This window comes from Imperialibacter sp. EC-SDR9, assembly GCF_902498805.1.
In the GTDB taxonomy this organism is placed as follows: Bacteria; Bacteroidota; Bacteroidia; order Cytophagales; family Cyclobacteriaceae; genus Imperialibacter.
Genome location: NZ_LR701576.1, coordinates 82,740 through 108,240, shown reverse-complemented (window position 1 = coordinate 108,240; position 25,501 = coordinate 82,740). Strand labels below are relative to the sequence as shown.

General features: G+C 45.9%; 32 protein-coding genes. 24 read left to right on the top strand and 8 right to left on the bottom strand.

Annotated features, from left to right (window positions below; all coding sequences use genetic code 11):
• Positions 1–12: 12 nt before the first annotated feature.
• Positions 13–267: a 30S ribosomal protein S18 gene (gene rpsR, locus GC130_RS04815; protein ID WP_151997139.1), complete on the bottom strand. Its 255-nt coding sequence runs from the start codon at positions 265–267 to the stop codon at positions 13–15.
• Complete coding sequence (gene rpsF / locus GC130_RS04810) at positions 264–623, bottom strand: 30S ribosomal protein S6 (protein WP_151997138.1); 360 nt, start codon at positions 621–623, stop codon at positions 264–266. The genes rpsR and rpsF overlap by 4 nt, the downstream gene beginning before the upstream one ends.
• A gap of 445 nt (positions 624–1,068) precedes the next feature.
• Between rpsF and GC130_RS04805 the strand changes: the two genes are divergently transcribed.
• Positions 1,069–1,506: a hypothetical protein gene (locus GC130_RS04805; RefSeq protein WP_151997137.1), complete on the top strand. Its 438-nt coding sequence runs from the start codon at positions 1,069–1,071 to the stop codon at positions 1,504–1,506.
• Positions 1,507–1,621: 115 nt separating this feature from the next.
• On the opposite strand, the gene GC130_RS04800 is transcribed toward GC130_RS04805, so the two are convergent.
• Positions 1,622–2,524, bottom strand: coding sequence for a chromosome segregation protein SMC (locus GC130_RS04800; protein ID WP_151997136.1), 903 nt, complete (start codon positions 2,522–2,524; stop codon positions 1,622–1,624).
• A gap of 98 nt (positions 2,525–2,622) precedes the next feature.
• Here GC130_RS04800 and GC130_RS04795 point away from each other — a divergent pair, with 98 nt between their 5' ends.
• Positions 2,623–3,216 (top strand): methyltransferase, encoded by a 594-nt coding sequence (locus tag GC130_RS04795; protein ID WP_151997135.1) that lies wholly within the window; start codon positions 2,623–2,625, stop codon positions 3,214–3,216.
• An 8-nt stretch (positions 3,217–3,224) separates the two neighbouring features.
• Here the strand turns inward: GC130_RS04795 and GC130_RS04790 are convergent, their stop codons facing one another.
• Both GC130_RS04790 and apaG read right to left on the bottom strand, forming a co-directional pair.
• A complete protein-coding gene (locus GC130_RS04790) occupies positions 3,225–4,016 on the bottom strand; it encodes an O-methyltransferase (protein ID WP_151997134.1) in 792 nt (263 codons plus the stop codon).
• 3 nt (positions 4,017–4,019) lie between these two features.
• Positions 4,020–4,406, bottom strand: a complete 387-nt coding sequence (apaG, locus tag GC130_RS04785; protein ID WP_151997133.1) for a Co2+/Mg2+ efflux protein ApaG — start codon at positions 4,404–4,406, stop codon at positions 4,020–4,022.
• A 91-nt stretch (positions 4,407–4,497) separates the two neighbouring features.
• Here apaG and ung point away from each other — a divergent pair, with 91 nt between their 5' ends.
• The 11 genes from ung (at position 4,498) to GC130_RS04730 (ending at position 14,496) form a co-directional block, all read left to right on the top strand.
• On the top strand, positions 4,498–5,160 hold the full coding sequence (gene ung, locus GC130_RS04780) for a uracil-DNA glycosylase (protein ID WP_151997132.1): 663 nt from the start codon (positions 4,498–4,500) through the stop codon (positions 5,158–5,160).
• Between the two features lie 62 nt (positions 5,161–5,222).
• Positions 5,223–5,405, top strand: coding sequence for a hypothetical protein (locus GC130_RS04775; protein WP_151997131.1), 183 nt, complete (start codon positions 5,223–5,225; stop codon positions 5,403–5,405).
• Positions 5,393–5,695: a type II toxin-antitoxin system RelE/ParE family toxin gene (locus GC130_RS04770; protein WP_151997130.1), complete on the top strand. Its 303-nt coding sequence runs from the start codon at positions 5,393–5,395 to the stop codon at positions 5,693–5,695. The genes GC130_RS04775 and GC130_RS04770 overlap by 13 nt, the downstream gene beginning before the upstream one ends.
• 96 nt (positions 5,696–5,791) lie before the next feature.
• Positions 5,792–6,892, top strand: coding sequence for a glycoside hydrolase family 43 protein (locus tag GC130_RS04765; RefSeq protein WP_151997129.1), 1,101 nt, complete (start codon positions 5,792–5,794; stop codon positions 6,890–6,892).
• Positions 6,893–7,060: 168 nt separating this feature from the next.
• Positions 7,061–7,258, top strand: coding sequence for a hypothetical protein (locus tag GC130_RS04760; RefSeq protein WP_151997128.1), 198 nt, complete (start codon positions 7,061–7,063; stop codon positions 7,256–7,258).
• Positions 7,259–7,483: 225 nt separating this feature from the next.
• Complete coding sequence (locus tag GC130_RS04755) at positions 7,484–9,880, top strand: TonB-dependent receptor (RefSeq protein ID WP_151997127.1); 2,397 nt, start codon at positions 7,484–7,486, stop codon at positions 9,878–9,880.
• A 12-nt stretch (positions 9,881–9,892) separates the two neighbouring features.
• The gene (locus tag GC130_RS04750) at positions 9,893–10,837 is read left to right on the top strand and encodes a DUF4249 domain-containing protein (RefSeq protein WP_151997126.1); all 945 of its coding nucleotides are present in this window, start codon (positions 9,893–9,895) and stop codon (positions 10,835–10,837) included.
• Between the two features lie 70 nt (positions 10,838–10,907).
• Positions 10,908–12,122: an alpha/beta hydrolase-fold protein gene (locus GC130_RS04745; RefSeq protein WP_151997125.1), complete on the top strand. Its 1,215-nt coding sequence runs from the start codon at positions 10,908–10,910 to the stop codon at positions 12,120–12,122.
• A gap of 214 nt (positions 12,123–12,336) precedes the next feature.
• Positions 12,337–12,708 (top strand): DUF6567 family protein, encoded by a 372-nt coding sequence (locus GC130_RS04740; protein ID WP_151997124.1) that lies wholly within the window; start codon positions 12,337–12,339, stop codon positions 12,706–12,708.
• Positions 12,709–12,784: 76 nt separating this feature from the next.
• A complete protein-coding gene (locus GC130_RS04735) occupies positions 12,785–13,495 on the top strand; it encodes a DUF4386 domain-containing protein (protein WP_151997123.1) in 711 nt (236 codons plus the stop codon).
• Positions 13,496–13,536: 41 nt separating this feature from the next.
• The gene (locus tag GC130_RS04730; RefSeq protein WP_151997122.1) at positions 13,537–14,496 is read left to right on the top strand and encodes an NAD(P)-dependent alcohol dehydrogenase; all 960 of its coding nucleotides are present in this window, start codon (positions 13,537–13,539) and stop codon (positions 14,494–14,496) included.
• A gap of 19 nt (positions 14,497–14,515) precedes the next feature.
• Here GC130_RS04730 and GC130_RS04725 read toward each other — a convergent pair whose 3' ends face one another.
• Entirely contained in the window at positions 14,516–15,094 is a 579-nt protein-coding gene (locus GC130_RS04725) for a Crp/Fnr family transcriptional regulator (protein WP_193217768.1), read from the bottom strand.
• Positions 15,095–15,288: 194 nt separating this feature from the next.
• Here GC130_RS04725 and GC130_RS04720 point away from each other — a divergent pair, with 194 nt between their 5' ends.
• Positions 15,289–15,756 carry a nuclear transport factor 2 family protein gene (locus tag GC130_RS04720; RefSeq protein ID WP_151997121.1) on the top strand — a complete coding sequence of 156 codons (468 nt, stop codon included), beginning with the start codon at positions 15,289–15,291 and terminating at the stop codon, positions 15,754–15,756.
• 7 nt (positions 15,757–15,763) lie between these two features.
• Here the strand turns inward: GC130_RS04720 and GC130_RS28540 are convergent, their stop codons facing one another.
• Positions 15,764–15,937, bottom strand: a complete 174-nt coding sequence (locus GC130_RS28540; RefSeq protein WP_193217767.1) for a hypothetical protein — start codon at positions 15,935–15,937, stop codon at positions 15,764–15,766.
• 176 nt (positions 15,938–16,113) lie between these two features.
• On the bottom strand, positions 16,114–16,698 hold the full coding sequence (locus tag GC130_RS04715) for a porin family protein (protein WP_151997120.1): 585 nt from the start codon (positions 16,696–16,698) through the stop codon (positions 16,114–16,116).
• A gap of 121 nt (positions 16,699–16,819) precedes the next feature.
• Here GC130_RS04715 and GC130_RS04710 point away from each other — a divergent pair, with 121 nt between their 5' ends.
• From GC130_RS04710 to GC130_RS04665, 10 genes are all read left to right on the top strand, one after another.
• Positions 16,820–17,059, top strand: coding sequence for a hypothetical protein (locus GC130_RS04710; protein WP_151997119.1), 240 nt, complete (start codon positions 16,820–16,822; stop codon positions 17,057–17,059).
• A gap of 156 nt (positions 17,060–17,215) precedes the next feature.
• The gene (locus GC130_RS04705) at positions 17,216–18,349 is read left to right on the top strand and encodes a Gfo/Idh/MocA family protein (protein WP_151997118.1); all 1,134 of its coding nucleotides are present in this window, start codon (positions 17,216–17,218) and stop codon (positions 18,347–18,349) included.
• 106 nt (positions 18,350–18,455) lie between these two features.
• Complete coding sequence (locus GC130_RS04700) at positions 18,456–18,923, top strand: N-acetyltransferase (RefSeq protein ID WP_151997117.1); 468 nt, start codon at positions 18,456–18,458, stop codon at positions 18,921–18,923.
• The gene (locus GC130_RS04695) at positions 18,916–19,458 is read left to right on the top strand and encodes a hypothetical protein (RefSeq protein ID WP_151997116.1); all 543 of its coding nucleotides are present in this window, start codon (positions 18,916–18,918) and stop codon (positions 19,456–19,458) included. Before GC130_RS04700 ends, GC130_RS04695 begins: the two co-directional genes overlap by 8 nt.
• A 45-nt stretch (positions 19,459–19,503) precedes the next feature.
• On the top strand, positions 19,504–20,082 hold the full coding sequence (locus tag GC130_RS04690) for a Crp/Fnr family transcriptional regulator (protein ID WP_151997115.1): 579 nt from the start codon (positions 19,504–19,506) through the stop codon (positions 20,080–20,082).
• A 72-nt stretch (positions 20,083–20,154) separates the two neighbouring features.
• Positions 20,155–21,129 (top strand): cyclase family protein, encoded by a 975-nt coding sequence (locus GC130_RS04685; RefSeq protein WP_151997114.1) that lies wholly within the window; start codon positions 20,155–20,157, stop codon positions 21,127–21,129.
• A gap of 7 nt (positions 21,130–21,136) precedes the next feature.
• The gene (locus tag GC130_RS04680; protein ID WP_151997113.1) at positions 21,137–21,583 is read left to right on the top strand and encodes a DMT family transporter; all 447 of its coding nucleotides are present in this window, start codon (positions 21,137–21,139) and stop codon (positions 21,581–21,583) included.
• A 5-nt stretch (positions 21,584–21,588) separates the two neighbouring features.
• A complete protein-coding gene (locus GC130_RS04675; RefSeq protein ID WP_151997112.1) occupies positions 21,589–22,218 on the top strand; it encodes an NAD(P)H-dependent oxidoreductase in 630 nt (209 codons plus the stop codon).
• Between the two features lie 15 nt (positions 22,219–22,233).
• Positions 22,234–22,419 carry a hypothetical protein gene (locus GC130_RS04670; protein ID WP_151997111.1) on the top strand — a complete coding sequence of 62 codons (186 nt, stop codon included), beginning with the start codon at positions 22,234–22,236 and terminating at the stop codon, positions 22,417–22,419.
• 98 nt (positions 22,420–22,517) lie between these two features.
• Positions 22,518–25,394: a DEAD/DEAH box helicase gene (locus GC130_RS04665; RefSeq protein ID WP_151997110.1), complete on the top strand. Its 2,877-nt coding sequence runs from the start codon at positions 22,518–22,520 to the stop codon at positions 25,392–25,394.
• The last annotated feature ends 107 nt before the right edge of the window (positions 25,395–25,501 follow it).

Sequence of the window (25,501 nt, the reverse complement as noted above, 5' to 3'; positions counted from 1 at the left end):
ATCCTCGGTGGTTTACTTCAATGAATCAGTTACGTACGGTAGAATAGCAATGTGTCTTGCTCTTTTTACCGCCTGGGCTACTTTCTTCTGGAACTTAAGGCTGGTGCCTGTTAGTCTTCTTGGAAGAATTTTGCCTTGTTCGTTTACAAATTTCAACAGGAAGTTAGCATCCTTGTAGTCGATGTATTTGATTCCGTTTTTCTTGAAACGGCAATACTTCTTAATTTTCTGGATGTCCCTGTTGATGGGTTCGTTCATCAGTGTCATGCTGCGACCTCCTTTTCTTTTTTGTTGAATTCGCCTTTCCTACGCTTGTTGTTGTACTCGACTGCGTCTTTGTTCAACGCAACGGTAAGGAAACGCATAACTTTTTCGTCACGGCGGAACTCGGTTTCGAGTGCTGCCACAACCCCAGGAGCTGCTTTAAATTCAAAGTACTGATAGAAACCTGTGGTTTTGTGCTGGATCGGATACGCCAGCTTTTTCAAGCCCCAATTTTCCTCATTTACCATGTCTGCGCCATTGTCGACGGCCACGGTTTTGAATTTTTCAACAGCATCCTTCATCTGAACATCAGACAAAACGGGAGTTAAAATGAATACTGTCTCGTAATTGTTAAGCATTGTATAACTTATTAATTAAATGGGCTGCAAAGGTATGTAATCGAATCGTAATTGACAAGGAGCATTCAGGAGATGTTTGTTTTTAAATGACTGACTAGTATAGTACTTGGGTCGGATATAAATTTTTCTACAAAAATATGAACAAAGGAGAGTCTAGTGATCAGAATGATAAAGATTATGCCACGATGTACCAATCAAGCACACCAACTTTGGCAGCAAGAGGTAGGTCAACCTAATTCTCCATATTAATGGAGATTCATCTCAGAAATCGAAAATTGACAATCTGGCACTGGTAAATTGCTGAATTAGTAGCCAACACAGGCTACAACATAGCCCTCAAAAAACTAAACTGATGGTCGGGGGGAGAAAAATTATTATATTTTTATGTCAAGCAAGTCCCTTACAAGACTCGCAAGGAGTTATTTCATCAACAAGCCTATTTATCATGAGTAAAAAAAAGGAAAGGACTATTGTTTGGACAACCTTGGTTGTTTCTATAGTCGCTTGTATTCTTCTTGGAAACTTTATGGGGTGGGACTTAGTTTGGTGGCACATTCTTATAGTTGCCTTCGCTTCTCAGTTATTAGGGAAATTCATTTATGTCTTTTCTTTTGGGGTAAATGTAAATAGCGTTGATTTTCTTACTCTTCGAGGTGCAATGCAGCCATTTGTGTTGAGGTTCCAGCTTGGTGTGGCACAAAAAGTTCTTATGGGGGAGTTTGACAACTATTTGGGCATAACAGAAACTGATTTAAGGCACCTGATTTATAATCAAACTACAAAATCTATGTTAAGCGATCTTACATTAAGCGATAGGAGTACCAGAATAACATATCAACACCCAAATGGAAATTTGGAGGTTACTTTTTTTATGTCCATGTAAATCAAATAGGGGCTAATTTCACTAACTTATTAAAACTACAATGCTACTCCGACCCCTTCATAAAACCATAAAAGAATGTTAAGTGCTGCTGTGAATGGCTTTAAGCAGGGTTCCATTATTTTACCGTAAACGAGCCTGCGCCCATCAAATAGCCGTCTGTATACACTTCTACTTTGTGAATGCCCACTGCGTATTCGCTGCCCTTGTCGTACAGGAATGATAATTTTTGGCGGGTGTTATCGAACAAAATTTCCTGCTTGGCAGTGTAGTACATCTCCCGGTTGTCAAACAAAAAAGTGCCTGAACCTCTCGTAACGTCAAACAGCACATTGCCGTCAGGAGCCACAATGCGTACCAACACATCTTTGCCGTCTACGGGTGCCACTTTGTTTTCAGCTATGTTGAAAGTGACTTTGATCGATTCAACCTGGCGGTTTTTAAACTCGCCGATAGTTTCTTTCCCCCTGCTATTGACAGCGGCTATTACCATGTTTTCCACCTTCAGTTGAGAGGCAAGGGCCACTTTTTCTTCAAGCTTGTTTTTGGATTGATTGAGGTCTCTTATGGAAGCTGTCAGCTCATTTTTCTCTTCTTTCAGGCCTGTGTTCTCCGTTAAAAGCTTCTCATTGATGGCTCTTAGCTTGGTAATCTCTTCGTCCTGTGCCACCAGCAGCTCACGGTAACCTTCCACCCGGGCTTTTAGCTGCCCAATTTCTCTGTTGCTTCGGGTTCTTATGGCCTCTTTTTCTTTCTCCAGCTGCTCTTTCACTTTCAAAAGCGTGTCTATCTCACCACCCAGTTCGGTAATGGTTTGGATGCGTTTATCGAGCTCAGATGATACCGAATCAAGACTGAAATATGTTTCGGTCAGCTCCTCCTGCTTCGCCATATTGTCTGCCGTGAGCGATTTATTGGTGCTGTAGTCGATACCTATCTTCACTAAAGCCAGCAACAAAAGGATAGCCAGGGCTATGACGATTGATTGCTGCTTTTTATTATTACTTCCTCCTTCACTCATGGTATTGGTCTATTACTTGTGCAGAATGTCAAAACAGCCGCAAAATTAGGGAACTAATGTCTTAAAACAATGTTAATTGCCGTCATTACAGCTAGTTTATGAATTTGGACGCCAATTTTTGGACAAAAAGATACGGGGATGGGTCAACTGGTTGGGATGCCGGTGCCATTACCACACCCCTCAAGGCCTATTTTGATCAGCTCACCGACAAACAAACCAGAATTCTGATCCCTGGAGCTGGAAATGGCTACGAAGCCGAATACCTTTTCAAAAAGGGCTTCCAAAACGTTTTTGTCATCGATTTGAGTCGTGAACCGCTCAACAACCTTCGTCAAAGAGTACCTGATTTGACGCAAGAGCAGCTGATAGAAGGGGATTTTTTTGACCATAACGGCCAATATGATCTCATCGTCGAGCAGACTTTCTTTTGCGCAATCGATCCGTCGCTAAGGCAAAGCTATGCGGAGAAAATGCATGAATTGTTGAGCCCGGGAGGTAAGCTGGTGGGAGTATTGTTTAATGACCCACTCAACAATGACGGACCTCCTTTTGGAGGCAATGCAGCGGAGTACAAGACGTATTTCGAGCCACTGTTTGATTTTAAGGTATTTGAGACCTGTTACAATTCAATTCCACCCAGGGCCGGCCGGGAGCTATTTATCCATTTGACAAAAAAGGAAACCATTTCTTAGACGTCAGTTTAGCACCATAGTACCTCTGTCCCTTTCCTCAAATCAGGGTTGAAGAAAAGTATGCCAGCATGAAAAATATCAACCGACAGTGTCACCGATTCATGCTGGATTAGCTGCCGCCATGCCCGTTCCATTCCCGCCGACCAGTGAATGTCTCCGACTACGACGATGCTTTGCTGGTGCAGGCTCCCCCGCAAACTCTCAAAGAATGAAAGTGTGGCTTCTTCGCTGTGATGAGCATCTATGAAGACCAGATCCAGTTTTGGTGTGGTTTGAATAAAAGGCATGAGCGCTTCCTGTGCCCTTCCTTCTATAAGCTTTATGTTTTGGCAGGCCAGCCGATCAAAAGTCTCTCTAGCTATGGCGGCAATGGCAGGACTTCCTTCGATGGTTGTCAACGAACCAGAAGAAACTTTGTCCAGGTATGCAGCCGAAATGCCCAGAGAAGTGCCAATTTCCAGGCTGCGTTCGGGTTGCTGAAATCTTGTCAGTCGGTATAAAAAGGAACAAAAGACTGGCGACGACAGGCTGTGTTTCGCTATGCTGCCTACTGTTCGTTGTTGCGAGCGACTGACGAGTGAGCCCGCTCCTGGGTCTTGCAAGTCGATGAGCCTTTTGTCTCTTAATAAAGCCCTTCGGTGCTTTTCAATAGGCTCGAAAGCCGCAGATGGGCTTTTGGGTTTTAATACCTCATTATAAAACTTGAAAAGAAAGGGACTATGCAAAGACTGTTCGTCAACAGCATTGAGCCAGTAGGAAAAATATGCTTTTGCAGGATAAAGCCTTCTGGAAAGCGACAAGAATCAATTGAGTTTATAAGGCACCACCATGGTGAACTCGGGAATCTTCACCTGGAATTTCTTACCGTCGAGTACTTTTTCCATGAGGTAGGAGCCCAGCATTTTGCCAACGCCTGATCGGAGGTTGCATCCGCTTACGTACTGATGTGTTTCGCCGGGTTCCAGAATTGGCTGCTGGCCCACTACGCCTTCGCCTTCTACTTCCCTCACTTGCGTGTTGAGGTCGTGGATGTACCAGTGGCGGCGCAAAAGTTGTATGGTATTGTCTCCGCAGTTCTCTATGGTAATCTTGTAAGTAAACACAAAGTGCATCTGCTTCGGATTGGAGTATTCCGGCTGATATTCTGTGATGACGCTCACTTTTACCCCTTCTGTAATTTCAGTTACCATGAAATTGTAAGACTTAAATGCGGATGCCTATATTAGGGTTGGTTGTTGCCAGGAGGCTATTAAGATACAAAGAAAATCAAAAAAATGATTCATGGATGTAAAAATTGAAGAAAGCTGGAAGAAGAAATTGTTACCTGAATTTGACAAAAGCTATTTCGTCGACCTTACTTCTTTCGTAAAAGATGAATACTCAAAGCATATTGTTTACCCTCCAGGCAAAGAAATTTTCAATGCATTCGCCCATTGTCCCTTTGATCAGGTAAAGGTGGTGATCATTGGCCAGGATCCATATCACGGAGCAAATCAGGCCAATGGCTTGTGTTTTTCAGTAAAAGACGGTATTAAAATGCCGCCGTCGCTGGTCAATATTTTTAAAGAACTGGCCAACGATCTTGGAAAGGATATTCCTCCTTCAGGCAATCTGGAGCGCTGGGCCGATCAGGGAGTATTGTTGCTCAATGCTACTTTAACGGTAAGAGCCAGCCGCCCGGGATCGCATCAGAACCGGGGGTGGGAAACTTTTACTGACGAAGTGATAAAGACGGTTTCGGTTGAAAAGGAAAATTTGGTTTTTATTTTATGGGGAGCTTATGCGCAGCGCAAGGGGGCTGTTATTGACAAGTCGAAACATTATGTGATAGAATCACCGCATCCGTCACCCTTTTCTGCGCATAGTGGCTTTTTTGGTAGTAAGCCGTTTAGTAAAACGAATGCATACTTGAAAGCGAATGACCTTGGTGAGATCGACTGGTGAGAACTAGTTTATCACTGGTTTTGTATTCGCTATTATTCGTATATTGAGTAAAAGGAATAAAAATGATAACGAAAGATCAAGTAATTATAAGCCTTAAGGATATGCCAGATCAATTTTCTATTGACGAACTCATGGATAAATTGATCTTGCTACAAAAGATTGAAGCCGGTTTGGCCCAGTCCAAGAAGGGGGAAGTGCATTCTTCGAAAGAGGCGAAAGAAATGCTTAAGCAATGGTCAAAGTAAACTGGACCAGAGAAGCGATTGAAAATATCCATGAATTGAGGGAGCATTTTGAACCCAGGTCACTTAGATATGCGGAACAACTGACAGATCAAATATTTGAGAAGGCAGAAATTTTAATACAGTTTCCTCAGATTGGGAGAGTAGTTCCTGAGATAGACAACCCGGCAATCAGAGAGCTAATTTATAAATCCTATCGGATCATTTATACCATCCTCACAGAGGAGAAAATTGACATTCTTGCTGTTCATAATGGATTGAGGCCTTTGTCTGACATCTCTATTTTTGATTAGCTTTTTCGGAGTTCTGGCCCGCAAACCCAAGTTGATTGGTGACAATTTGAAAAAGAAAATTTTATAAATTGACTTCACCAGCCTAATACCTACAGAATGAAACTACATACCAAACTCAATCAGTTAGTCCTGCTCGGCGCAGTTGTTTGCTTTAGCGCTTGTGATCAAAAAACCACTTCCAATTCCTCCGAAACCGAAGCTGAAACGGATACAGACAGTCTTGGTGCCATTTCGCAGCCACTGGTGACCGACCTCTACACGGCCGATCCGTCGGCACATGTTTTCAATGGAAAGGTTTACATTTATCCCTCGCACGACTTTGATGCGGGCATTCCTGCTAATGACAACGGCGACCACTTTGGCATGGTGGACTATCATGTTTATTCGATGGACAAAATCGGAGGGCCAGTAACAGATCACGGTATAGCGCTCCATATCGACAATGTGCCGTGGGCAGGCCGGCAAATGTGGGCGTCGGATGCTGCTCTCAAGGATGGGAAGTACTTTTTTTACTTTCCTGCCAAAGACAAAGAAGACGTGTTTAGGATAGGAGTGGCAGTTGCCGCTAAACCCGAAGGGCCATTCACACCAATGGATCAGCCTATCGAGGGTAGCTACAGCATCGATCCGGCTGTTTTTACTGATACGGACGGTAGCTCCTATATGTATTTCGGGGGCATTTGGGGTGGCCAATTGCAACGATGGGAAACAGGGGAGTACGTACCGTCCGATTCCTACCCTGCCGAGGGCGAGCCTGCCATAAAACCACGTATTGCCAAAATGAGTGATGACATGCTGGGCTTCGCCGAAGAGGTGAGACAAGTGGATATTCTGGATGAAAATGGTGTTCCATTGCTTGCATCGGACAACGATCGCAGGTTTTTTGAAGCTGCCTGGGTGCATAAGTACAACGGCAAATACTACTTCTCATATTCCACTGGCGACACGCATTTTATTTGCTATGCCACAGGCGATAATCCTTATGGGCCTTTTACCTATCAGGGTGTTGTGCTTAATCCTGTCATTGGCTGGACCAACCACCATTCGATTGTAGAGATTGATGGTAAATGGTATCTGTTTTACCATGACAGCACCCTTTCTGGCGGGCAAACCCATTTAAGAAATATAAAAGTTACTGAGCTTACTCATCGGCCCGATGGAAGCATTATTACTATTGATCCCTACACCAAAAAATAGAAAGGAGCGAGCTCATAGGTGTAAGAGGAGCAACGGTATGAACCCATCAGGGTCCTCTGCGAGAGACCCCAATGGGTTGAATGGGAAGATGAGAAATCAACGTGGTGTCCACTTGATCACTTTCGGCTGAAGCCTGTGCCATTGCTTTTTTACCTCAAAAACTCGCCTGTGCCCGACAAAGAAACCCAGAAGTTTTCCAGAGAAATGCTGCCGGAGATCTATACGACAATGGCCGTGGTGTCGAATCCCGGTCTGTCGAGGTTCATTATGAACCTGCTGTTCAGCATGAGCAAACCGCCCATTTCGATGAAAAGCTTTACGGATGCGGAAAAGGCGAAAAAGTGGATGAGGAAGGTGAAAAACTGATTTTTCGTATACATCATTTCCGGAATGAATCTGGTTTCCAGGGAATCTGTAATCATTCATTTACCAAGGCTGTAACTTTTTTCAATCCCCGACTTTTACCCCACACTTATTTTTCTTTTGAGTTGAGAGTTTATTGATGTGCGCTGGCGCTTCTTAACTAAAGTCAATGAAATACATCATTGGGGTGACTTGTTTTGCCTCATCAAACTCAAAACAATAAGAACTATGAAAACAATCTTTACCGGAGCACTATGTCTCCTGCTAGCCCTGACCGCCTTTGGTCAGGCAAAGCAATTCACGATCAGTGGATACCTCAAAGATGAAAGCAATGGGGAGGCCCTTATCGGCGCCAATGTTTTTGTCAGAGAGATATCGGGCGGCACCACAGCCAACGTTTATGGCTTTTATTCCATTACACTGGCGGAGGGTAGTTACAACCTGGATGTCAGCTATGTTGGTTATGGCGACACACACAAGGCAATTGACCTGACCCAGGATATCAGACTGGATTTGGAACTGCGGTCGGCTGATGCAGAGCTGGAAACCGTGGTGATTACCAGCGAGGCCATTGATGAAAATGTGGCCAGTATTGAAATGAGTACGATTGAGCTGGAAATGAAGGCCATTGAAAAGCTGCCGGCATTTGCCGGGGAGGTGGACGTGCTCAAAAGTATACAGTTGCTGCCTGGTGTCAGTTCTGTAGGCGAAGGCACTGCTGGGTTCAATGTGCGTGGAGGAAGCGTCGGGCAAAACCTCGTATTGCTTGACGAGGCTCCGGTGTACCAGTCGTCACACCTGTTTGGCTTCTTTTCGGTGTTCAATCCCGACGCCGTGAAAGATGTGAAGCTGTACAAAGGCGGCATCCCCACCCGCTACGGTGGTCGCTTGTCCTCCATTCTCGATATCCGCATGAAAGAAGGCAACAACAAAGACTATGATGTAGCCGGAGGTGTGGGTACCGTGTTTAGCAGGCTGGCAGTGGAGGGGCCAATTAAGAAGGATAAGTCTTCCTTCATTATTGCGGGTCGCCGGTCGTATGCCGATGTGCTGGTGCGGCCTTTTACCAATATGCTGTCTGACGGCGCAGGCATGTATTTCTACGACCTCACTGCCAAAACCAATTTCAACATCAATGATAAAAACCGTGTGTACGTTTCCGGCTACCTGGGGCGTGACGTTTTTTCATTTGACGAATCGCAGGGTTTCGACTGGGGCAATCGCACCGCCACGGTACGCTGGAATCACCTGTATGGCAATAAGCTGTTTTCCAACGTCTCAGCTTTTTACAGCAACTACGACTATGGTTTCAGCTTTGGCACCAACAAACTGGATAAGTTCGACTGGGCCGCCGAAGTAAGCACGTGGAATTTCAAGCCGGAGTTCAACTGGTTTCTGAATGTGAACAATGAGCTAACCTTTGGAGGGGAAGCTATTTTGTACGGCTTCGAACCAGCCAATGCCTCGACAGTGAACAATGGCATCAGAACAGATATCAGCCTCGACCGGCGCAAAGCCCTGGAAACCGCTGTTTACCTGAGCAATGACCAGAAGCTGAGTGACAAACTGTTTGCTCAATACGGAGTGCGGTTCAGCTACTTCAACAACCTCGGTGGTAGCTTGATGACTTATGGCGACACCCTGGCAGGTGTGGAGAAACCGTTGCTATCAGTTACAGAGAAAGGCGACTGGGAGTCGATCGCTTCATATCAAAACGTTGAGCCGAGGGCTTCGCTGAGGTATCAGCTTTCGGAGTCGAGCTCCATAAAAGCCAGCTACAACCGCATGAGCCAGTATATCCACCAGATATCTAACACTACGGCCTCTACGCCAATTGATATCTGGCAGCCTTCGGACAACAACATTGCCCCGCAAATGGGTAATCAGGTGGCCATGGGCTACTTCAGGAACATTGGCGGAAAGCGTTTCGAGACCTCTGCCGAAGTATATTACAAGTGGAACAAGAACCAGGTCGACTACATCGACGGAGCTGAACTGTTCATCAACGAATTCATTGCTTCTCAGCTGCTTTCAGGCGTTGGCAGGGCTTATGGTCTGGAGCTTTATGTGAAGAAAAACGCCGGGAGACTGACCGGCTGGGTGAGCTACACACTGGGCAAGTCGGAGCTGAAAGTGGACGGGATCAATTTTGGAAACGACCGCAAGAACCATGAAGGCAACTGGTACGCTACCCGTTTCGATCAGCGCCACAACCTCAAGGTGGCTGGCTTCTACGACCTGACTAAGAGGGTTTCCCTTTCTGCCAACTTTAGCTTCATGTCAGGCACACCCACCACGTTTCCAACGGATCGTTACATGTCGGCAGGTTACGTCATTCCCTACGTGAGCGGAAGTGAGAGAAACAACTTCCGACTTCCAAACTACCACAGGCTGGATGCGTCACTTACAATTAACAATGTGTGGCGGGGCAAGAAGAACCGGTCAGGCAATGACCACATCGTTTTCTCCGTGTACAACCTGTACGCCAGAAAGAACCCTTTCAGCATCTACTTTTCTCAGGGCAGGGACAGACAAATGACAGATGCCCCTCAGCAAACGGCTGCCAAGCAGCTTTCTCTGATAGGCACACTGATTCCCGCCGTTACTTACAACTTCAAATTTTAACACTCAACAACAATGAAAAAGATCATATATATCGCATTAATAGTTTTTGGTTTTGGCTGCGAAACCGCCATTCAGCCGGAGCTCAAAGAAGCTGAGGAAATACTGGTGATAGATGCCTGGCTTACTCAGACAATGGAACGACAGAAGGTCATGGTGTCACGATCGCAACCATATTTTGATAACTCCTACCCAAGCCTGACACCTGGAGCGCAGGTAACGGTGGAAGACCTTAACACAGGAGTGGTTTACAACTTTCAGGAAGGTGCCGATGCCTACTACTGGGATCCTGCCGATGCGCCGCTGGGCGAAGTAGGCCATACATACAAACTGGCGGTTACCTATGCCGGTGAAACATTTGAGGCGCTGTCAACGCTCGGGCGTGTGCCTGAAGTGGATACCATATTGTACAAGTACAATTCCAAAGACTTCAATATACTGGAATCGTACTACTCAGCGGAGTTTGTGGCAACCGATCCGGTGGGGCCCGGCGATGCGTACTGGATCAAGGCGTGGAAAAATGGTAACTACCTGGGCAAAGCGTCAGAGATCAATATTGCTTTCGATGCGGGCTTGTCGCCAAGCCAGTCGGTGGATGGAGAAGTATTCCATCAGGTTATTCGCCGTGACTTTGTGAACCCGTTGGATCCGCTGCCTGACAGAAAAAACTACTATCACCCGCCCTACGAAATAGGCGACTCGCTGTATGTGGAGATTCACTCGATTGACCCTGTGACGTTTGAATATCTGTCAGGCGTCATTCTGCAGACCAACAGGCCTGGAGGTTTCTCTGAGCTGTTTGCTACTCCCCTGGCCAATGTGATAACCAACGTGAAAAGTACCGATGAAAATTCGAACACCAACGTCACAGGCTTCTTCAACGTGTCGGCTGTTAGCTCCGCTGGGAGTACAATTACACAGGCAATTGCCGATGAAGCAAGGACCAAAGCAGGTAAATAGTAGCAAGGGTGTGGCAGGGAAGTTTGACTGTTTTGCTGCCATACCCTTTTAAAAGTTTTTATATTTATACATGCGATTTACAATCCCCGGAACAATGTTCAAGGCGCTGACATTGGCAGCTATCAGTTTTCTATCAATTATTAAACTACAAGCGCAGGTCTCCACTACTGAAAATATCGTTGGAGCCAACCATTCCATTGCTTCGAAAATCCTTGGTGAGGAAAGGCAGATTCAGGTCTATCTGCCTGATGGATATGGTGAGGAGGAAAAGCGTTATCCCGTTATTTTCATACTGGATGGTCAGCGATTCTTCCTGCACACCGTAGGCCTTGCTGCCACTTTCAAGCAGTATCAGCTAGCACCGGAGTTCATTGTAGTGGGCATAACTAATAGCTATCCGCAACGCTTCAATCACTTTGCTGATGGCAAACAGCAGTTCGCTGAGTTTATAGAAAAAGAGCTGATACCTTATGTGGAAAGCAGTTATCGAACCAGTGGCGAACGACTGTTGTTTGGTTGGGAATACGCAGGAAGTTTTGCTTTCCACATCCTGACAAATCACCCGTCTTTGTTTGATGGCTATATGTTGGCAAGTCCTTTCCCCCTCCTGGACAAAGTGGACGTGCTGGATAAGTTGCCGGCACTCAACAAATCGCTCTACTTTTCAGTTAGCCCCAACGAATTTGAAGTGAACCGGGGAGTCGACAAGCTGGATTCCCTGCTTTCGGAAAAGGATTTGCCCGGGCTCAATTGGACTTGTTTCAGGCTGGAAAATGAGGAGCACCGCTCAACCGGTTACTCCACGCTGTATCATGGCCTTCGAAAATACTTCGGGTACTATCCGGAATTGCAGGTAGATGATCTGCAAGCGTTCGTCGAGGCAGGCGGCATGGCATACGCCCATAGTTATACCAAAGAAAGGGCTTCCCGGTATGGCTTTTCACCGGACATGTCTTTGTGGTCAAGATTTACTATTGTTCGAAGTGCCCTGCGAGCCCGGGATTACACCCGCTTCCGGGAACTTTATGAGGCGTTGGGTTCAGCTATGTTGATCAGCGACCTGATAGAAGGAGGAAGAAGCTATGGCGCTTTTTCAATCGCCGATTTTTTAATCGAAAATGGTAAGCATAGGCAGGCCATTGATATCTACCTGGCTCTTTTGAAACAGTCTCCCGACTCTGCTGATCTGTTGAGTAAGCTCGCAGGAGCTTATCAGGCTCTCGGCAATCAAGGTGAAGCGAAGAAATATCTTCAGAAGTTGAAGAAGCTACAGCAGCAAAAGTAAGCAGTCGCCTTTCAAAGGGCATTGGGCAATCTCTGTTATCGATGGAGGTTGCCCTTTATTTTTATGCCCCCTGGATAATCAAATTTCAATAAAAAGTTTGTCGGCTCTCTTCTTAACCAAAGTCAATGAAATCGGTTTTTCACCACTCTAATTTTGGGTATTCAAAAACGAAAAACAGTTAAATCAATTTCAAAAACTCAAAACAAAGAAGAAGATGAAAAAGTCAATTTCAACAATCGCAGTAATGATTATGATGGTGGTTATCAGCTCTTGTGGGGCTGGCAGGGCTATCATGCGCAACCAAAACCAAAGCTCCACTCAGGTGCACCTGAAGGAGAGTAATTTTAAAGTGATCAGCAGTGTCAGCGGTAGCGCTGAGGCAAAATACTGGATGCTCATTGGTGGAAGGAAAAGACAGCAGATGTACAACGAAGCGTACGCCGAAATGGTGAAGTCGGCAGGGTTGATCGACGGCCCCAGAGCGCTGGTGAATTTGCTTACAGAAGAGCATGTCGGCGGTGTGCCGCCATTCTTTTTGAAGCGAACCATTACCGTTAGCAGCCACGTGGTTGAATTCAACAGATAGTCAAAAGCAAAAAAGGGTAGGTGCTGTTTGATTCAGGCAGCCCGCCCATTTTTTTCAACAACAACAAAATTGAACCATGAACTCAAATAAAAAAATGGCAAGGATCGCCGGATTCCTTTATCTGATCATTTTCGTTACTGCCGGTTTCAGCGAAGGCTATGTGCGTGCTGGTGTAATGGTGCCGGGCGACGCTTCGGAGACCGCTCAAAACATTGTAGCTGCTGAAGGGCTGTTTCGTCTCGGCTTTGCAGCCGACCTGGTAGCCTTCCTGTGCGACCTGGTGGTGTCTGTGCTGCTGTATCAGCTGCTTAAACCAGTGAATAAAACCCTTTCACTCACAGCAGCGCTACTTCGGTTGCTGGCTCATCCGGCCATCGCCAGCGTGAACCTGCTCAACCACTACATGGCCCTGCAGCTACTCAATGGCTCCGGCTACCTGTCGGTATTCAGCCCTGATCAGCTCAATGCTTTGGCGCTGTTTTTTCTCAACATGCACACAGTTGGCTACCTGATCGCAGGAGCGTTCTTTGGGCTTCATTGCGTATTGCTTGGCTACCTGATCATCAAGTCCGATGGCTTCCCAGCCTGGTTGGGGACTATGATCATCATCGCCGCTTTGGGCTACTTAATCAACAGCTTCGGCAATTTTCTGGCTCCGGGACACGAAGAGCTCTTCGACAATATAGTGGTGGGGCCGGCAGTGCTGGCAGAAATGTCACTCTGTCTGTGGCTACTGATCAGGGGTGTGTCAGTCAGAAAGGTGACATCGAAGGCCGTCGTAGCCTGATTGTAGAAATAAGATCAAAAAACTCAAAAACATTAATTAAAATGAATGCAATTATATATCAACGATATGGTGCGCCGGATGTGTTGGAACTGAAGGACGTACAAAAGCCCACGCCGGGGCCCGGTGAGGTGCTGGTAAAAGTGCATGCAGCCTCCGTGAATGCGGCAGACAAGCACCTGTTGAGAGGGCAGCCGTTTCCAGTTCGAATGATGGCTGGTTTTTTCAAGCCGAAGAACAACATCCTTGGTGCCGATATGGCCGGGGAGGTTGAAACCGTTGGCAAAGGTGTGAGCTATTTCAAGCCTGGAGATAAAGTGTTTGGCGACCTGTCGGCTTACGGCTTCGGAGCATTTGCTGCATACGTAGCAGTTCCCGAGAAAGCGCTGGCGCACATGCCATCAAATGCCTTGTTCGGAGAAGCTGCCGCTTTGCCGATGGCGGCTGTAACCGCCCTGCAGGGGCTGCGGGACAAAGGGCAGATCAGTCCCGGAAAGAAGGTGCTGATCAACGGAGCTTCCGGCGGCGTGGGCACCTTTGCTGTGCAGATAGCCAAAGCCTTCGGCGCAGAAGTGACTGCTGTAGCCAGCACCGGCAAGACGGAGCTGGCGAAGATTTTGGGTGCCGACCACACCATTGACTACAAACTGGCTGACTTTACCAAGGGTGGTGAGCGCTACGACCTCATTTTTGACGTCGTGGGCAATCATTCGGTGTCAGCACTGAAGCGAGTGCTTAACAAGCATGGCAGGTACGTGACAACTGCCTTTTCGCCCGGAGCTATGTTTTTAGGGCCATGGGTTGCCATCACTGAAGGCAAGAAAGTGATCAATATGCTGGCCAGTGCCAACAGGAAAGACCTCGAGGCAGTCAGGCAGATGGTTGACGCTGGAGAAGTGAGACCGGTAGTCGAGCGAAGTTATCCGCTGGTGGATGTTCCAAAAGCCATTAGCTATATGGAAGAAGGGCACCCTTTTGGGAAGATTGTGATACAGGTGCAGTGAAAACAAGCTGGACGGAGAACTAACCCTTCTCCGCTACCCGCTTCCTGATCCTGCTCAGCGACTCCGGTTTCACACCCAGGTAGCTGGCCAGGTGATACTGAGGTACCCGGTTTAGCAGGCCTGGTCTGGTTTCGAGCAGATTGAGGTAGCGCTCTTCGGGACTCTGGATGATGTAGTTGGCCAGCATTTCCTGCTGCTTGCCAAAGTCATCCTCCATCGAAAGCCGACAAAGCGATTCAAATTTTGGATGCTTTCGGTACAGCTCCTTCTCCTTTTCGTAGCCGAACACAGCCAGGGTGGTGTCTTCTACGCACTCCAGATAGTGGTTGGCGGGCACCTTGTTGAGGTAGCTGTTCATGGAGGCAATGGACTGCTCTTCGGTATAAAACTGGGTGGTCTTCTCTTCACCATCAGAAAGGTAGTAGTGACGCACGCAGCCTTTGATGTTGAAATAGCACTCGGTGGCGATTTGGCCTTCCCTAAGCAGGATCGTGCCTTTTTTGTAGCTACGAATAGGGATACAGTCGTTGAGTACCTCGGTTTCTTCTTCGGTGAGGGTCATGTGCTGACCAATCATTTCGGAGATGTACTTTACCATGGCTTCTGGTTTGGTTAATAGCAGGCGGCCAGAGCATGCCTTTGTTAATGATATGTTAAAGATAAAAACTATCTCCAACTTGGGTAGGCTATACGTTAATATTGAGCGGTAGTTCCGACTTTTTTAAAAATGAACCCACAACTTATGGTTGTGGGTGAAATTTAGTTTCAGTTTAAAATTCAAGAATTTCAACAATGACAAAAACAGCAATCCACTTTTTTCTATCTCTTTTTATGACTTCAGTTGCTACTACAGCAAATGCTCAGGATGGCAAGCCGACCCACGAAGACTCTCTGAACATAGTGCTCGAAAAGTACTATGAACTCAATCTGAAAGTTTTTCAAGCCAAGTCTCAGCCAAGAGATATTGACAATATTTTTGATCTCTTTACGGACGACTTCGAGTACGTCCATCCCCATTATGGCGGTACTTATTCCCGTCAAGATCTTTATGATGGCTATGTCAGTAATCAGAAAAACGGTGGCTATGACGGAAGTGTAACCGACATCAAAATTCTCAATAAAATAGTGGGGCTGAATGCCATTGCCGTGAGCAAAAGCTTCGTCACCGCCAAGGATGGAGAAGTTACTATTGGTGAGGCGCAAATGACAATGTTCGAATTCAGGAATGGGAAGATTTCGAGGATCTATGAGTATTGGTAGTTATTCACTAGATCTCTCTGAATGTCGTGCCGGCAGCCAGCACCAGAAAGCCCACTAATAACAGCGTGTAGTTGTACTCGCTTAGAATCTGAACATGGGCGTAGTGGCCAATGATGCCAAGGATACCGCTGATCAAACCAATAATCCAGGTAATTTTCTTAGGAGCTGAAGGTGCTTTCATAGTGACTGTTTCTTTAAGGTGGATGGATGGCAAGAAAAAGGAGGTTGTCTCAAAAGCCCTAATCCTATGTCAGGTTGAGTCTGTCGAAACCTTATTGTTTAACGTGCTTAAGCATTTCGACGAGCTCAATGTGACATTCACTTCATTTTTAGGGGCTTTTGAGGCAACCTCTGATCTTATGATTTGTGCTGAAAGAGGTAGAATATACCGAATTGCAAGCCTCTGTTATAAGAGTTGGATGCATTATTCTCGCTGATGTCAGTCAGGCCATGAACGTATCGAAGGTCATACCCAAAACCTGTAGACGGCTTCACGTAACTCATGCCTACTACTAGTCCAATGTCGGTGCTTTTGTAGTTATTTTTTACGTCAGTACTGTTGTTGCCGATTTCCGATTTGGCACTGGCAAGGATTCCAAGCTGTGGGCCTGCTTCCAGCCTGAAGCCATTGTCGAACATGTATTGAAAGAGTAGCGGGATGTTCACATAGTTCAGGTTGAGCTTTACATCGTTGTCGCCACTTTTGTATTGCGTGCCTTGCACGGAATAGACGACTTCTGGCTGAAGAGCAAATTGATTGTCCATATGGATATGACCCAGCAGACCAATATTGAATCTGAGTTTCGGGTCGAAATTGCCGCTATTGTCGCCCTTAATGGTGTAAGCATTCAGGCCGCCTTTTATGCCAACATTTACGTGTTGCGCCTGGGTAGAAACAGTTACCAGCAGAATGGCAATAAGTGTGAATAAAAGAGATTTCATATTTTCTTGGGAGTGGAGTCCGCCATTACATTATGGTGGATCATCAAAGTGAATGCAAAGCTCACTGCAATGGCCGGTGGAGTTGTTGCACAAGTGCAGCTATTAGTTACATATATCACGGATGGGACACCCTGGGTTGAAAGAGGCGAGCTTGATGTTAAATGGTCGGCGCATTCCAGGGAATTTGGAGGAGAAGTATCACAACCTATTGAACGAGTTCGGAATTCTGCCATGTCCCATACGCAAGTGGAAATCACCAGCGGACTACATTGCCGTTGGCGATATCATGGATGACGGTTTTCATGGGACGCTGATCGACAAGGTCGTTTGGGGCGAAGGCGGTTTTGGTTTGGGCAGATAGCTTATAGTTGGGCAGCCAGTCATGTAGGATATCTTATCGGTTTGGGTTCTTTTCAGTATTATTATCATAAGTTCAATGGCTTGTCAGGATTTTTCGCTTTAAAATCGTCTATGTCATTGTAACCGATACCTGTTTAACTACAATCCCTACTACAACATGACACATCCTCAATCCAGCAGACGCAAATTCATTAAAAAGACAGCCTCTGCAGCTACCGGCGTTGCCCTCCTTTCTTCTTTTCCTAAAAGTGCCCTGGCGATGATGCAGGACAAGCCCAGGATCAGGTTTTCGGTCATAGGTATGAACCATGGCCATATTTATGGCATGACGGAAGCTGTGAAAAGAGGAGGAGGTGAGCTTGTTTCATTCTTTGCTCCGGAGCCAGAGTTGGTAGCAGCCTTCTCGAAAAGATACCCCGAAGCAAAGCTGGCTAAAAGCCAGAAAGAAATACTCGAAGACAAGTCGATACAGGTGGTGTTAAGCGCTGGCATTCCAGTTGACAGAGCGCCGCTGGGAGTGGAGGTAATGAAAGCCGGTAAAGACTACCTGGTCGATAAGCCGGGCATCACCACCCTTGCTCAGCTGGCCGAAGTACGCAAGGTGCAGAAGGCAACAGGCCGCATCTATGACATCATGTTCAGCGAAAGGCTGGAGAACAAGGCGACAGTGAAGGCTGGTGAGTTGGTGCAGTCCGGGGCCATTGGCAAGGTAATTCAAACCATAGGCATGGGGCCTCATCGGATCGGCCTGACAAACCGGCCAGAGTGGTTTTTTGATAAAAAATACTACGGCGGCATCATCACCGACATTGGATCGCACCAGTTCGATCAGTTCCTCTTCTTCACAGGGTCTACCACAGCCGAAGTTGTGGCCTCGCAAGTAGGCAACAACCACTATCCGCAGTACCCGCAGTTTGAAGATTTTGGTGATGCCATGGTAAAAGGCAACGGTGGCGCCGGTTATGTGCGCATAGACTGGTTCACACCCGATGGCCTGGGCTCCTGGGGCGATGGGCGCTTGACCATATTGGGAACGGAGGGCTATATCGAAATACGAAAAAATATTGACATCGCTTCTGGTCACGAAGGGGGCAACCACCTCTACTTGGTGACGCATAAAGAAACCAGGTACATCGACTGCAATGATGTGGAGCTACCTTTTGGTAAGCTGTTTGTGGATGATGTGCTCAACCGCACCGAAACGGCGTTGCCACAAGCCCACGTTTTCCTGGCCACCGAGCTGGCACTCAAAGCGCAGGACCAGGCGAAGAAGCTGGTGATTACGAAATAGCACTGGCGACTCGAATACCCTTAGCGATCAACCTATTTGTTTCCTAAAAACGGATACTTATGGAAATATCTTTACGCTTTTAGGAAACTTTCCGTACTTTTAATTTGTGGTAGTAATTGATACTGGAACAGGAGCGAGCCACAAGGTAGAGATTGAGCCTGTTGACGATCGTGACTTCGCAAGTCTGACGAAGGCGAGGTATTTCTTTGATTGGAAACAAGAAAAGGAATTCGAGATGTATAAGCTGAGAATAGCCAACATGAGAGACATACTTGGCCTTGTTTCTGTAGTGAGAATTCCAGAAGAGTGGAGGTTGCATATAAGGCTGCTGACCGTTTCAAAAGAAAATAAAGGGAGTAGCAAGAAATTTGAAAACATTGCTGGCAACCTACTGACGTTTGTTTCAAAAATTGCTGTAAGAGAATACGGTGAGCTTGCCTGCGTGTCGTTAAAGCCAAAGGGGTTAATAGCTCGCCATTACATAGATAAATTCGGCATGAATGTAACGGGTCTGACCCTAAGCATCGAAATACTGGAAATTTTCAATTTGATTGAGACATACGACCATGACTAGCAGAAAAAAGGAGATAAGGGAAGTTGAGGGGGGAGAGTATGGCGTTGATTCACGGTACTCTTCAAAGAAAGACAGACTGGATGACGGCAAGGCATTAATGGAGGCCAGGTTGCAGAGAATGAAAAATCTGTCAGCCGATCAAATCGTCAAGGCGAAGTTATTGCAGCTAAAGCTTAAAATGGACGAATACATTAAAGAGCCAGTCTATCACACGCATAGTGCTTTTACCGAATTTTTAACCTCATACATTGATGCGATCTATAGCAGAAGAAATAGTTTTGCGAAAGACATTGACGTCACTCCTGTTTTGCTGAGTCAGATTTTGAATAACCACCGGGAGCCAAACGAAGAGTTCCTGTTAAGGCTAATGATACATGCTGAAAAAACATACGAGCACGTATGTCAATTTCATAAAAGAACATGGCATCAGGTTTACTTTCAAGAGAAAATATGCGATGTGATAGCCAGCCAGGACAAATGGCGGCCTGACGTGGAGAAACATGTAAAGATCAGCAAACTGGCGAAAATGTTATAGCTGGTAGCTCCAGGTTTGTGGCAAGGCATCAAAACGGGATAAAAAGTGGATGCATCCGATAAACTCATACATCACCTGCAGGAAACCATTCCGCTCACAAAGAACGAGGCGGAATTGGTGAAGCAAAGTTTCAAGGAAGTGGCCTTAAAGAAGAAGGAGATGCTTCTCTTCAAAGGCGAAACTTCTTCGCACATGCGGTTCATAGCCGAAGGCTGCCTCCGAAGCTACTACATGGACGAGGAGACGAAGGAGCACATTATCCAGTTTGGTATCGAAGGCTGGTGGATCAACGACTTGTATAGCTACCTCACCCAAACGCCCGCCAGGCAGTTTATACAGGCCATCGACGACAGTGTGCTTCTTCAAATCCACAGAGACACCCTGAGCAGGCTTTATGATGAGGTGCCTGCGGTCGAACGATTTTTCAGAATGAAATTCGAAACTGCTTACGTGGCCCTGCAGGATCGCACCATCAACTCCATGAGTAAAACCGCCGAAGAACGGTACGTGGAGTTTCGCTCCAAATATCGGGACATCGAGCAGCGGGTTCCCCAGTACATGGTGGCCTCCTACCTGAAAATAACGCCCGAGTTTTTAAGTGCTATCAGGAAGAATTTGAGTTAATGGGTCGTTCTTAAGATACCTTAAGGCAACCGGCTTTCATGACGCCCAACTTTGTAAGAAAAAGTTAAAGTCATGAAAACAACAACTTTCATTTTGGTGACACTGCTCACCATTGCGACCGCAAAGGCACAGCAAAAAGAAGCAGTAGGTGAAAGTCCCTGGGGCCCGGACGATGAAATAGGCACCCTCAATATGATAACAGAGGCATCGCAGCTAAAGGTGCTTTCGCAGATTGTGTCGGGCAAGGTCTACGACCTCAGCGTCGATTATTTTGTTGGCATGCCGAGCTTCCATTCGCTGGGCGACCCCGGTTATCAGTACTGGCTCACGCATACACCCCACGGTACGGTTGTGGATAATCCTAATGGTTTGGGAGAGGCCATGAACAAAAAGGTAAGCTACACCGGCGATGCCATATCGATGTACACCCACATGGGTACGCACATTGATGCGCTGAACCATTTTGGGCTGAATGGCAAGATCTGGAATGGCTTCACCCCTGAAGAACACCTCGGCGACAAAGGCTGGAAAAAGACAGGTGCCGAAACCATACCGCCAATCATTGCCAGAGGGGTGTTGCTGGATGTGGCAGCTGCCAAAGGGCCACTTCCCAAAAACTACCGCATCACTGCCGTTGATTTACAGCTTACGTTGAAGAAGCAGAACGTCCGGTTGCAAAATGGCGACGTAGTGTTGATTCGCACCGGTCAGGCTCAGCACTACGAAAATTCGACAGACTATCTCGACAACTACCCTGGCATCAGCCTGGATGCCGTGAAGTGGCTGGTAGAAGAAATGGGCATCATGCTGCTGGGTGCCGACAACCTGAGCTTTGAGGCTTTTCCACCTGAGCGAACCGACAACTGGGTGCCGGTGCACACGTACCTGCTGGCTGAAAAAGGAGCCATGTTTATAGAACAGATGTTCCTGGAAGAGCTTTCGGCCAACGAAGTGTATGAGTTCGCCTTTATTGCTGCCTCGCTGAAGCTGAGGGGGGCAAGTGCTTCACCCATGCGTCCGGTGGCATTTCCTATTCAAACAAAGTAGTAAGGCCATGAACAATCCTTTATTACTCCTCCTTTCGTTTTCAGTAGGCGTTATGGTCGTGATCCAGGGCGGCATCAATTCCCGCCTCGGTGTCATGCTCAACAACTCACTTGTGGCCACTGGCATCGCCCTGGTAATGAGTGCAAGTGTTACGCTGCTGGTTGTAGTGGCCACGGTACGCCAGCTTCCGACAGCAGGCGAGCTGCGGCAAATTCCTGCCTACATGTGGTTTGCAGGTGGCGTTTTTAGCTTCATCGCCGTCTCGCTGTTTTACTATGTTATTCCCAGGGTGGGTATCTCTACCGCAGTCACCTTCAGCCTCACAGGCCAGGTTATTTTCGCTGCCGTCGCCAGTCATTTTGGTTGGTTTGGTATGCCACTGGAGCCCGTATCAATAAAAAAGATCGCTGGTATGCTTGTCATGATCGCCGGCGTAGTACTTGTAAAATCGTAAATAAGATGAACTTAATAGATAAACTTAACTGGCGCTATGCCACCAAAATATTTGACCCTCACAAAAAGGTAAGCGCTCACGACCTCGCATTCCTGAAGGAAGCGATCAGGCTTTCGGTGTCCTCCTATGGTTTGCAGCTCTACAAAGTGCTCATCATTGAAAATGATGACATCAGGGATGAGCTCAGGAAGGCTTCCTGGAACCAAAGCCAGATCACAGATGCCTCCCACCTTTTCGTTTTTTGCAACTACACCCGCAACTACGACCAGCATGTGGATAGCTATATTCGGCGGATCATTGAATTGCAGGGGAAAAGCGATGACGGCCTGAAGCAGTATGGTGAATTTATCAAGAAGACCATTGCTGGCATGCCCACGGAAGAGCGAAAGAGCTGGTCTGAGAAGCAGACCTACCTTGCTTTGAACAACTTGCTGACGGCCTGTGCAGAGCTGAAGATCGATGCTTGCCCGATGGAAGGGTTTGATAAGCAAGCCTACAATCGGCTCCTTGGCCTTGATGAACTGGGACTGAATGCCTCAGTCATTGCGCCCGTAGGTTATCGCTCTGATAAGGACGACACCCAGGAACTGCAGAAAGTAAGAAAGTCGATGGAGGAATTGTTCCAGATGGCTTGAAGTGTTGGGGTATAAATGATGTCGAAGTCCCTACCTGGAGGTTGGGACTTCTTTTTTTACGGCGATGGACGCTGGTTCCCTACTTCATGGAAGTGGCGCTTCTCTTTGTATGACAGCGAGCACTATTTGTCCTTTATTGAGTCTGTGGCTATTGCAGAGTTGCGAGTGAAATCTTTTCTTGTATTCAAATGGATGTCATAGTGCCCTCGGATAAACAAGTTGAAGTTTTCAGATCTCTTTTCAGAGTTAGAGAGGATGTGTTTGCTGTTCGTTGGATAAAAGGAGCAAAAAAAGGATACATGCCTGCGTATCAGTATGACCCCCACATGTATCGGTTGCATAAGATGAAGGGAGGTACGTTACACAATTATGCTGATAAGTTTCAATTGCCATTTTCAAAACATGAACTGGTCAAGCATTTCGCTGGTGAACAGCACATAGGTGGATACCCGCTCCTACAGGACAACACAAGTTGGTTTATTGCCGCTGATTTTGACGGGAAGAAGTGGGAAGCAGAAAGCCAGAAGCTGGTTGAGATTTGTTCCGATAAAAACATCCCTTCTTACTTGGAAAGGTCACAATCTGGTAACGGTGCGCATGTTTGGATTTTCTTTGATAAAGCCTATCCAGCTGCCAGAAGTCGCAAAGTGTTCAAGCAATTCATGGAAGGGAATGGAATACTTTCAATTTTTGATAAGAGCACGAGTTTTGATCGGCTGTTTCCAAATCAGGATTTCCATTCTGGAAGGGGGTTTGGCAATTTGATAGCGCTACCATTCCATGGAGAATCACTGATGAAAAATAATAGTTGTTTTCTTGATCCACAAACTCTGAATCCTTTCGAAGATCAGTGGCGATTCTTAAGCGAAATAAAAAGAGTCGAGACCACTCATTTAGACATGGTTTTTGAAGCCGTCTCTCAGGGAAATGTTCAAACAGCCAGCACTAAAAGAACATCTGGTAAGTTGGAAATAAGTCTTAACGGTCAACTCCATATTAGCAGGTCGGGATTGACTTCTGAAATCATCAACTACCTGAAAGATGAATTAAATATCACCAACTCTGACTACTTCATCAAAAAGAAAGCAGGCAAAAGCACTTGGGACACCAAAAGATACTTCAAGCTGATTGAGGACAAAGAATTAGAGGTTATTGTTCCGAGAGGGTTTGCAGGGAAGTTATTGAGATACCTGAAATCCCATAAAGTAGATTATGAGTTTCGTGACCTCAGGGTAAAACGGGAACCTGTGCTATTTCAGTTTCCAGTTAAGTTGCTTGCTCACCAAAAGACTGTTCTGGAGCGTGTGCAAAAGAAAGAGTTCGGCGTTATTGTGGCACCGCCTGGTTCAGGGAAAACGATCATAGGGTTACATATTATCGCAGAAAAACAACAACCGGCTCTCATCCTTGTTCATCGCAAACAAATAGCGGAGCAGTGGATCGAACGAATACAAGCTTTTTTGAAGGTTACTAAAGCAGAAATTGGATTCATTGGGGCGGGAAAAGCCAAAATTGGTTCAAGGATTACGGTGGGTACGATCCAGAGCCTTTCGAAAAAACTTAATTTCCAACCCGAGCTGGCGGAAGCTTTTGGCACGGTGATCATAGATGAATGTCACCATATCCCGGCTGACACCTACAGAGAGGCTATTTCGAAACTAAATCCTTATTACCAATATGGACTGACAGCCACTCCCTTTAGAAAATATTCTGACGGCAAGCTTGTCTTTATTCAGCTTGGCGAAATCATTGGTGAGATTGAACCTCACGAGATGGAGTCTTTTAAGAGAGCCAGAGTAATTATTAGGAATACCAATTTTGAATTTCCATTTGACCCCAAGACTGATCCTTTTGAAACGCTGTCTAAAGTTTTGGTACATGATACTAGCAGAAATAGATTGATCACGAATGATGTGGTCAACGAATTAAGAAATGGAGGGAAGTCTATCATTATTACTGAGAGGAAAGAGCATATAGAGGCGTTAAATCAACTTCTAAAGCAGTTTTGCGAAGCAATAACGCTTTCAGGAGAAGATTCAGAAAAGCAAAGACAGGAGAAATGGAAAATCCTGGAAAGTGGGAACTACCAGGTTTTGATTACAACTGGACAGTATTTTGGAGAAGGCTCGGACTTACAAAATGCTTCTCGGCTTTTTTTGGTATACCCTTTTTCATTTAAAGGCAAATTGATCCAATACATTGGCAGAGTTCAACGCTCGGAAGTTACACCAGTAATCTATGATTATCACGACCACAAGATTGGTTATCTGCATCGTCTATTTCTGAAAAGAAATGTGCTGTATAGGAACATGGATAAACAGGCTTCGCTATTTGACGAGCCAGACGGCATGATCAATGCTGACAAGGACTTGATTATAGATAAGGATGTGAAAGTGCAGATTGATATCCTTGACTTTCAATATGGTTTTATCGCCTTCAAACATCGTGTTCAGGAGATGAACAGGGAGCTGGATTTTCAAGTGGAGAATCTGGACATCAGGCCGGAGTTTGATGTCCTAAAATCGTATTTCTCAAAAGTTCTAAATACAAAGACTATTTCGATTCACATTTATGCCGAATTTCAAGATCATCAACTAGTAGCTCAGGAGGCGGCTTCTAGTGATTTGGAGAGGATTAACAGGGAGATTATTGACAGCGTAAAGTTCAAGTTTATTGAGAAGAGATTTTTAAAAAAGAATCAAATTGCAGATGGAGAAAGTGGTTTGCTTGACTTGACGAAGGTGAAACCTGACGTTCCTTTTTATACCTCAGAAGAAGACCTCTTCAATGACCTGCTAGAAAATCAAAAAGTAAAGCACTTCAAGCACCTTAAATATTTAGCATCCAGACATGAGAGAACAGTGTTGAAACTTCGGTTCGTGTTGTCTCCATTTTCATTTGTCTTTTTGTTATCCGGCAGGGAGCAATTTCATCTTGTTATGGAAACATTGGATACAGAAGAAGCCACCTACATATGGCATTTTGAAAAGGATATTCAAATGCTAAAATTAGGTATCAGGGAAGTTGATCAACATCTGGAGGTCATCAGAAATAAAGATAGGCAAGTGTTTCTTGAATATCAGCCTCACAACTTCAGTAGGGTGGTACATGATTATTCAGATGAAAGGAAAGGGTTTGTGGTGTGGAAAGACCAATTAGAAGAAAGGCTTTTGTAAAATGCTAAATCGAAAAAACTAAATATAATAGCATTTTGATTACTCTTGAATTTGAAAAAACTAATTAATTTAGTTAATTTGTTTCAAATATCACATACAAGGTACAA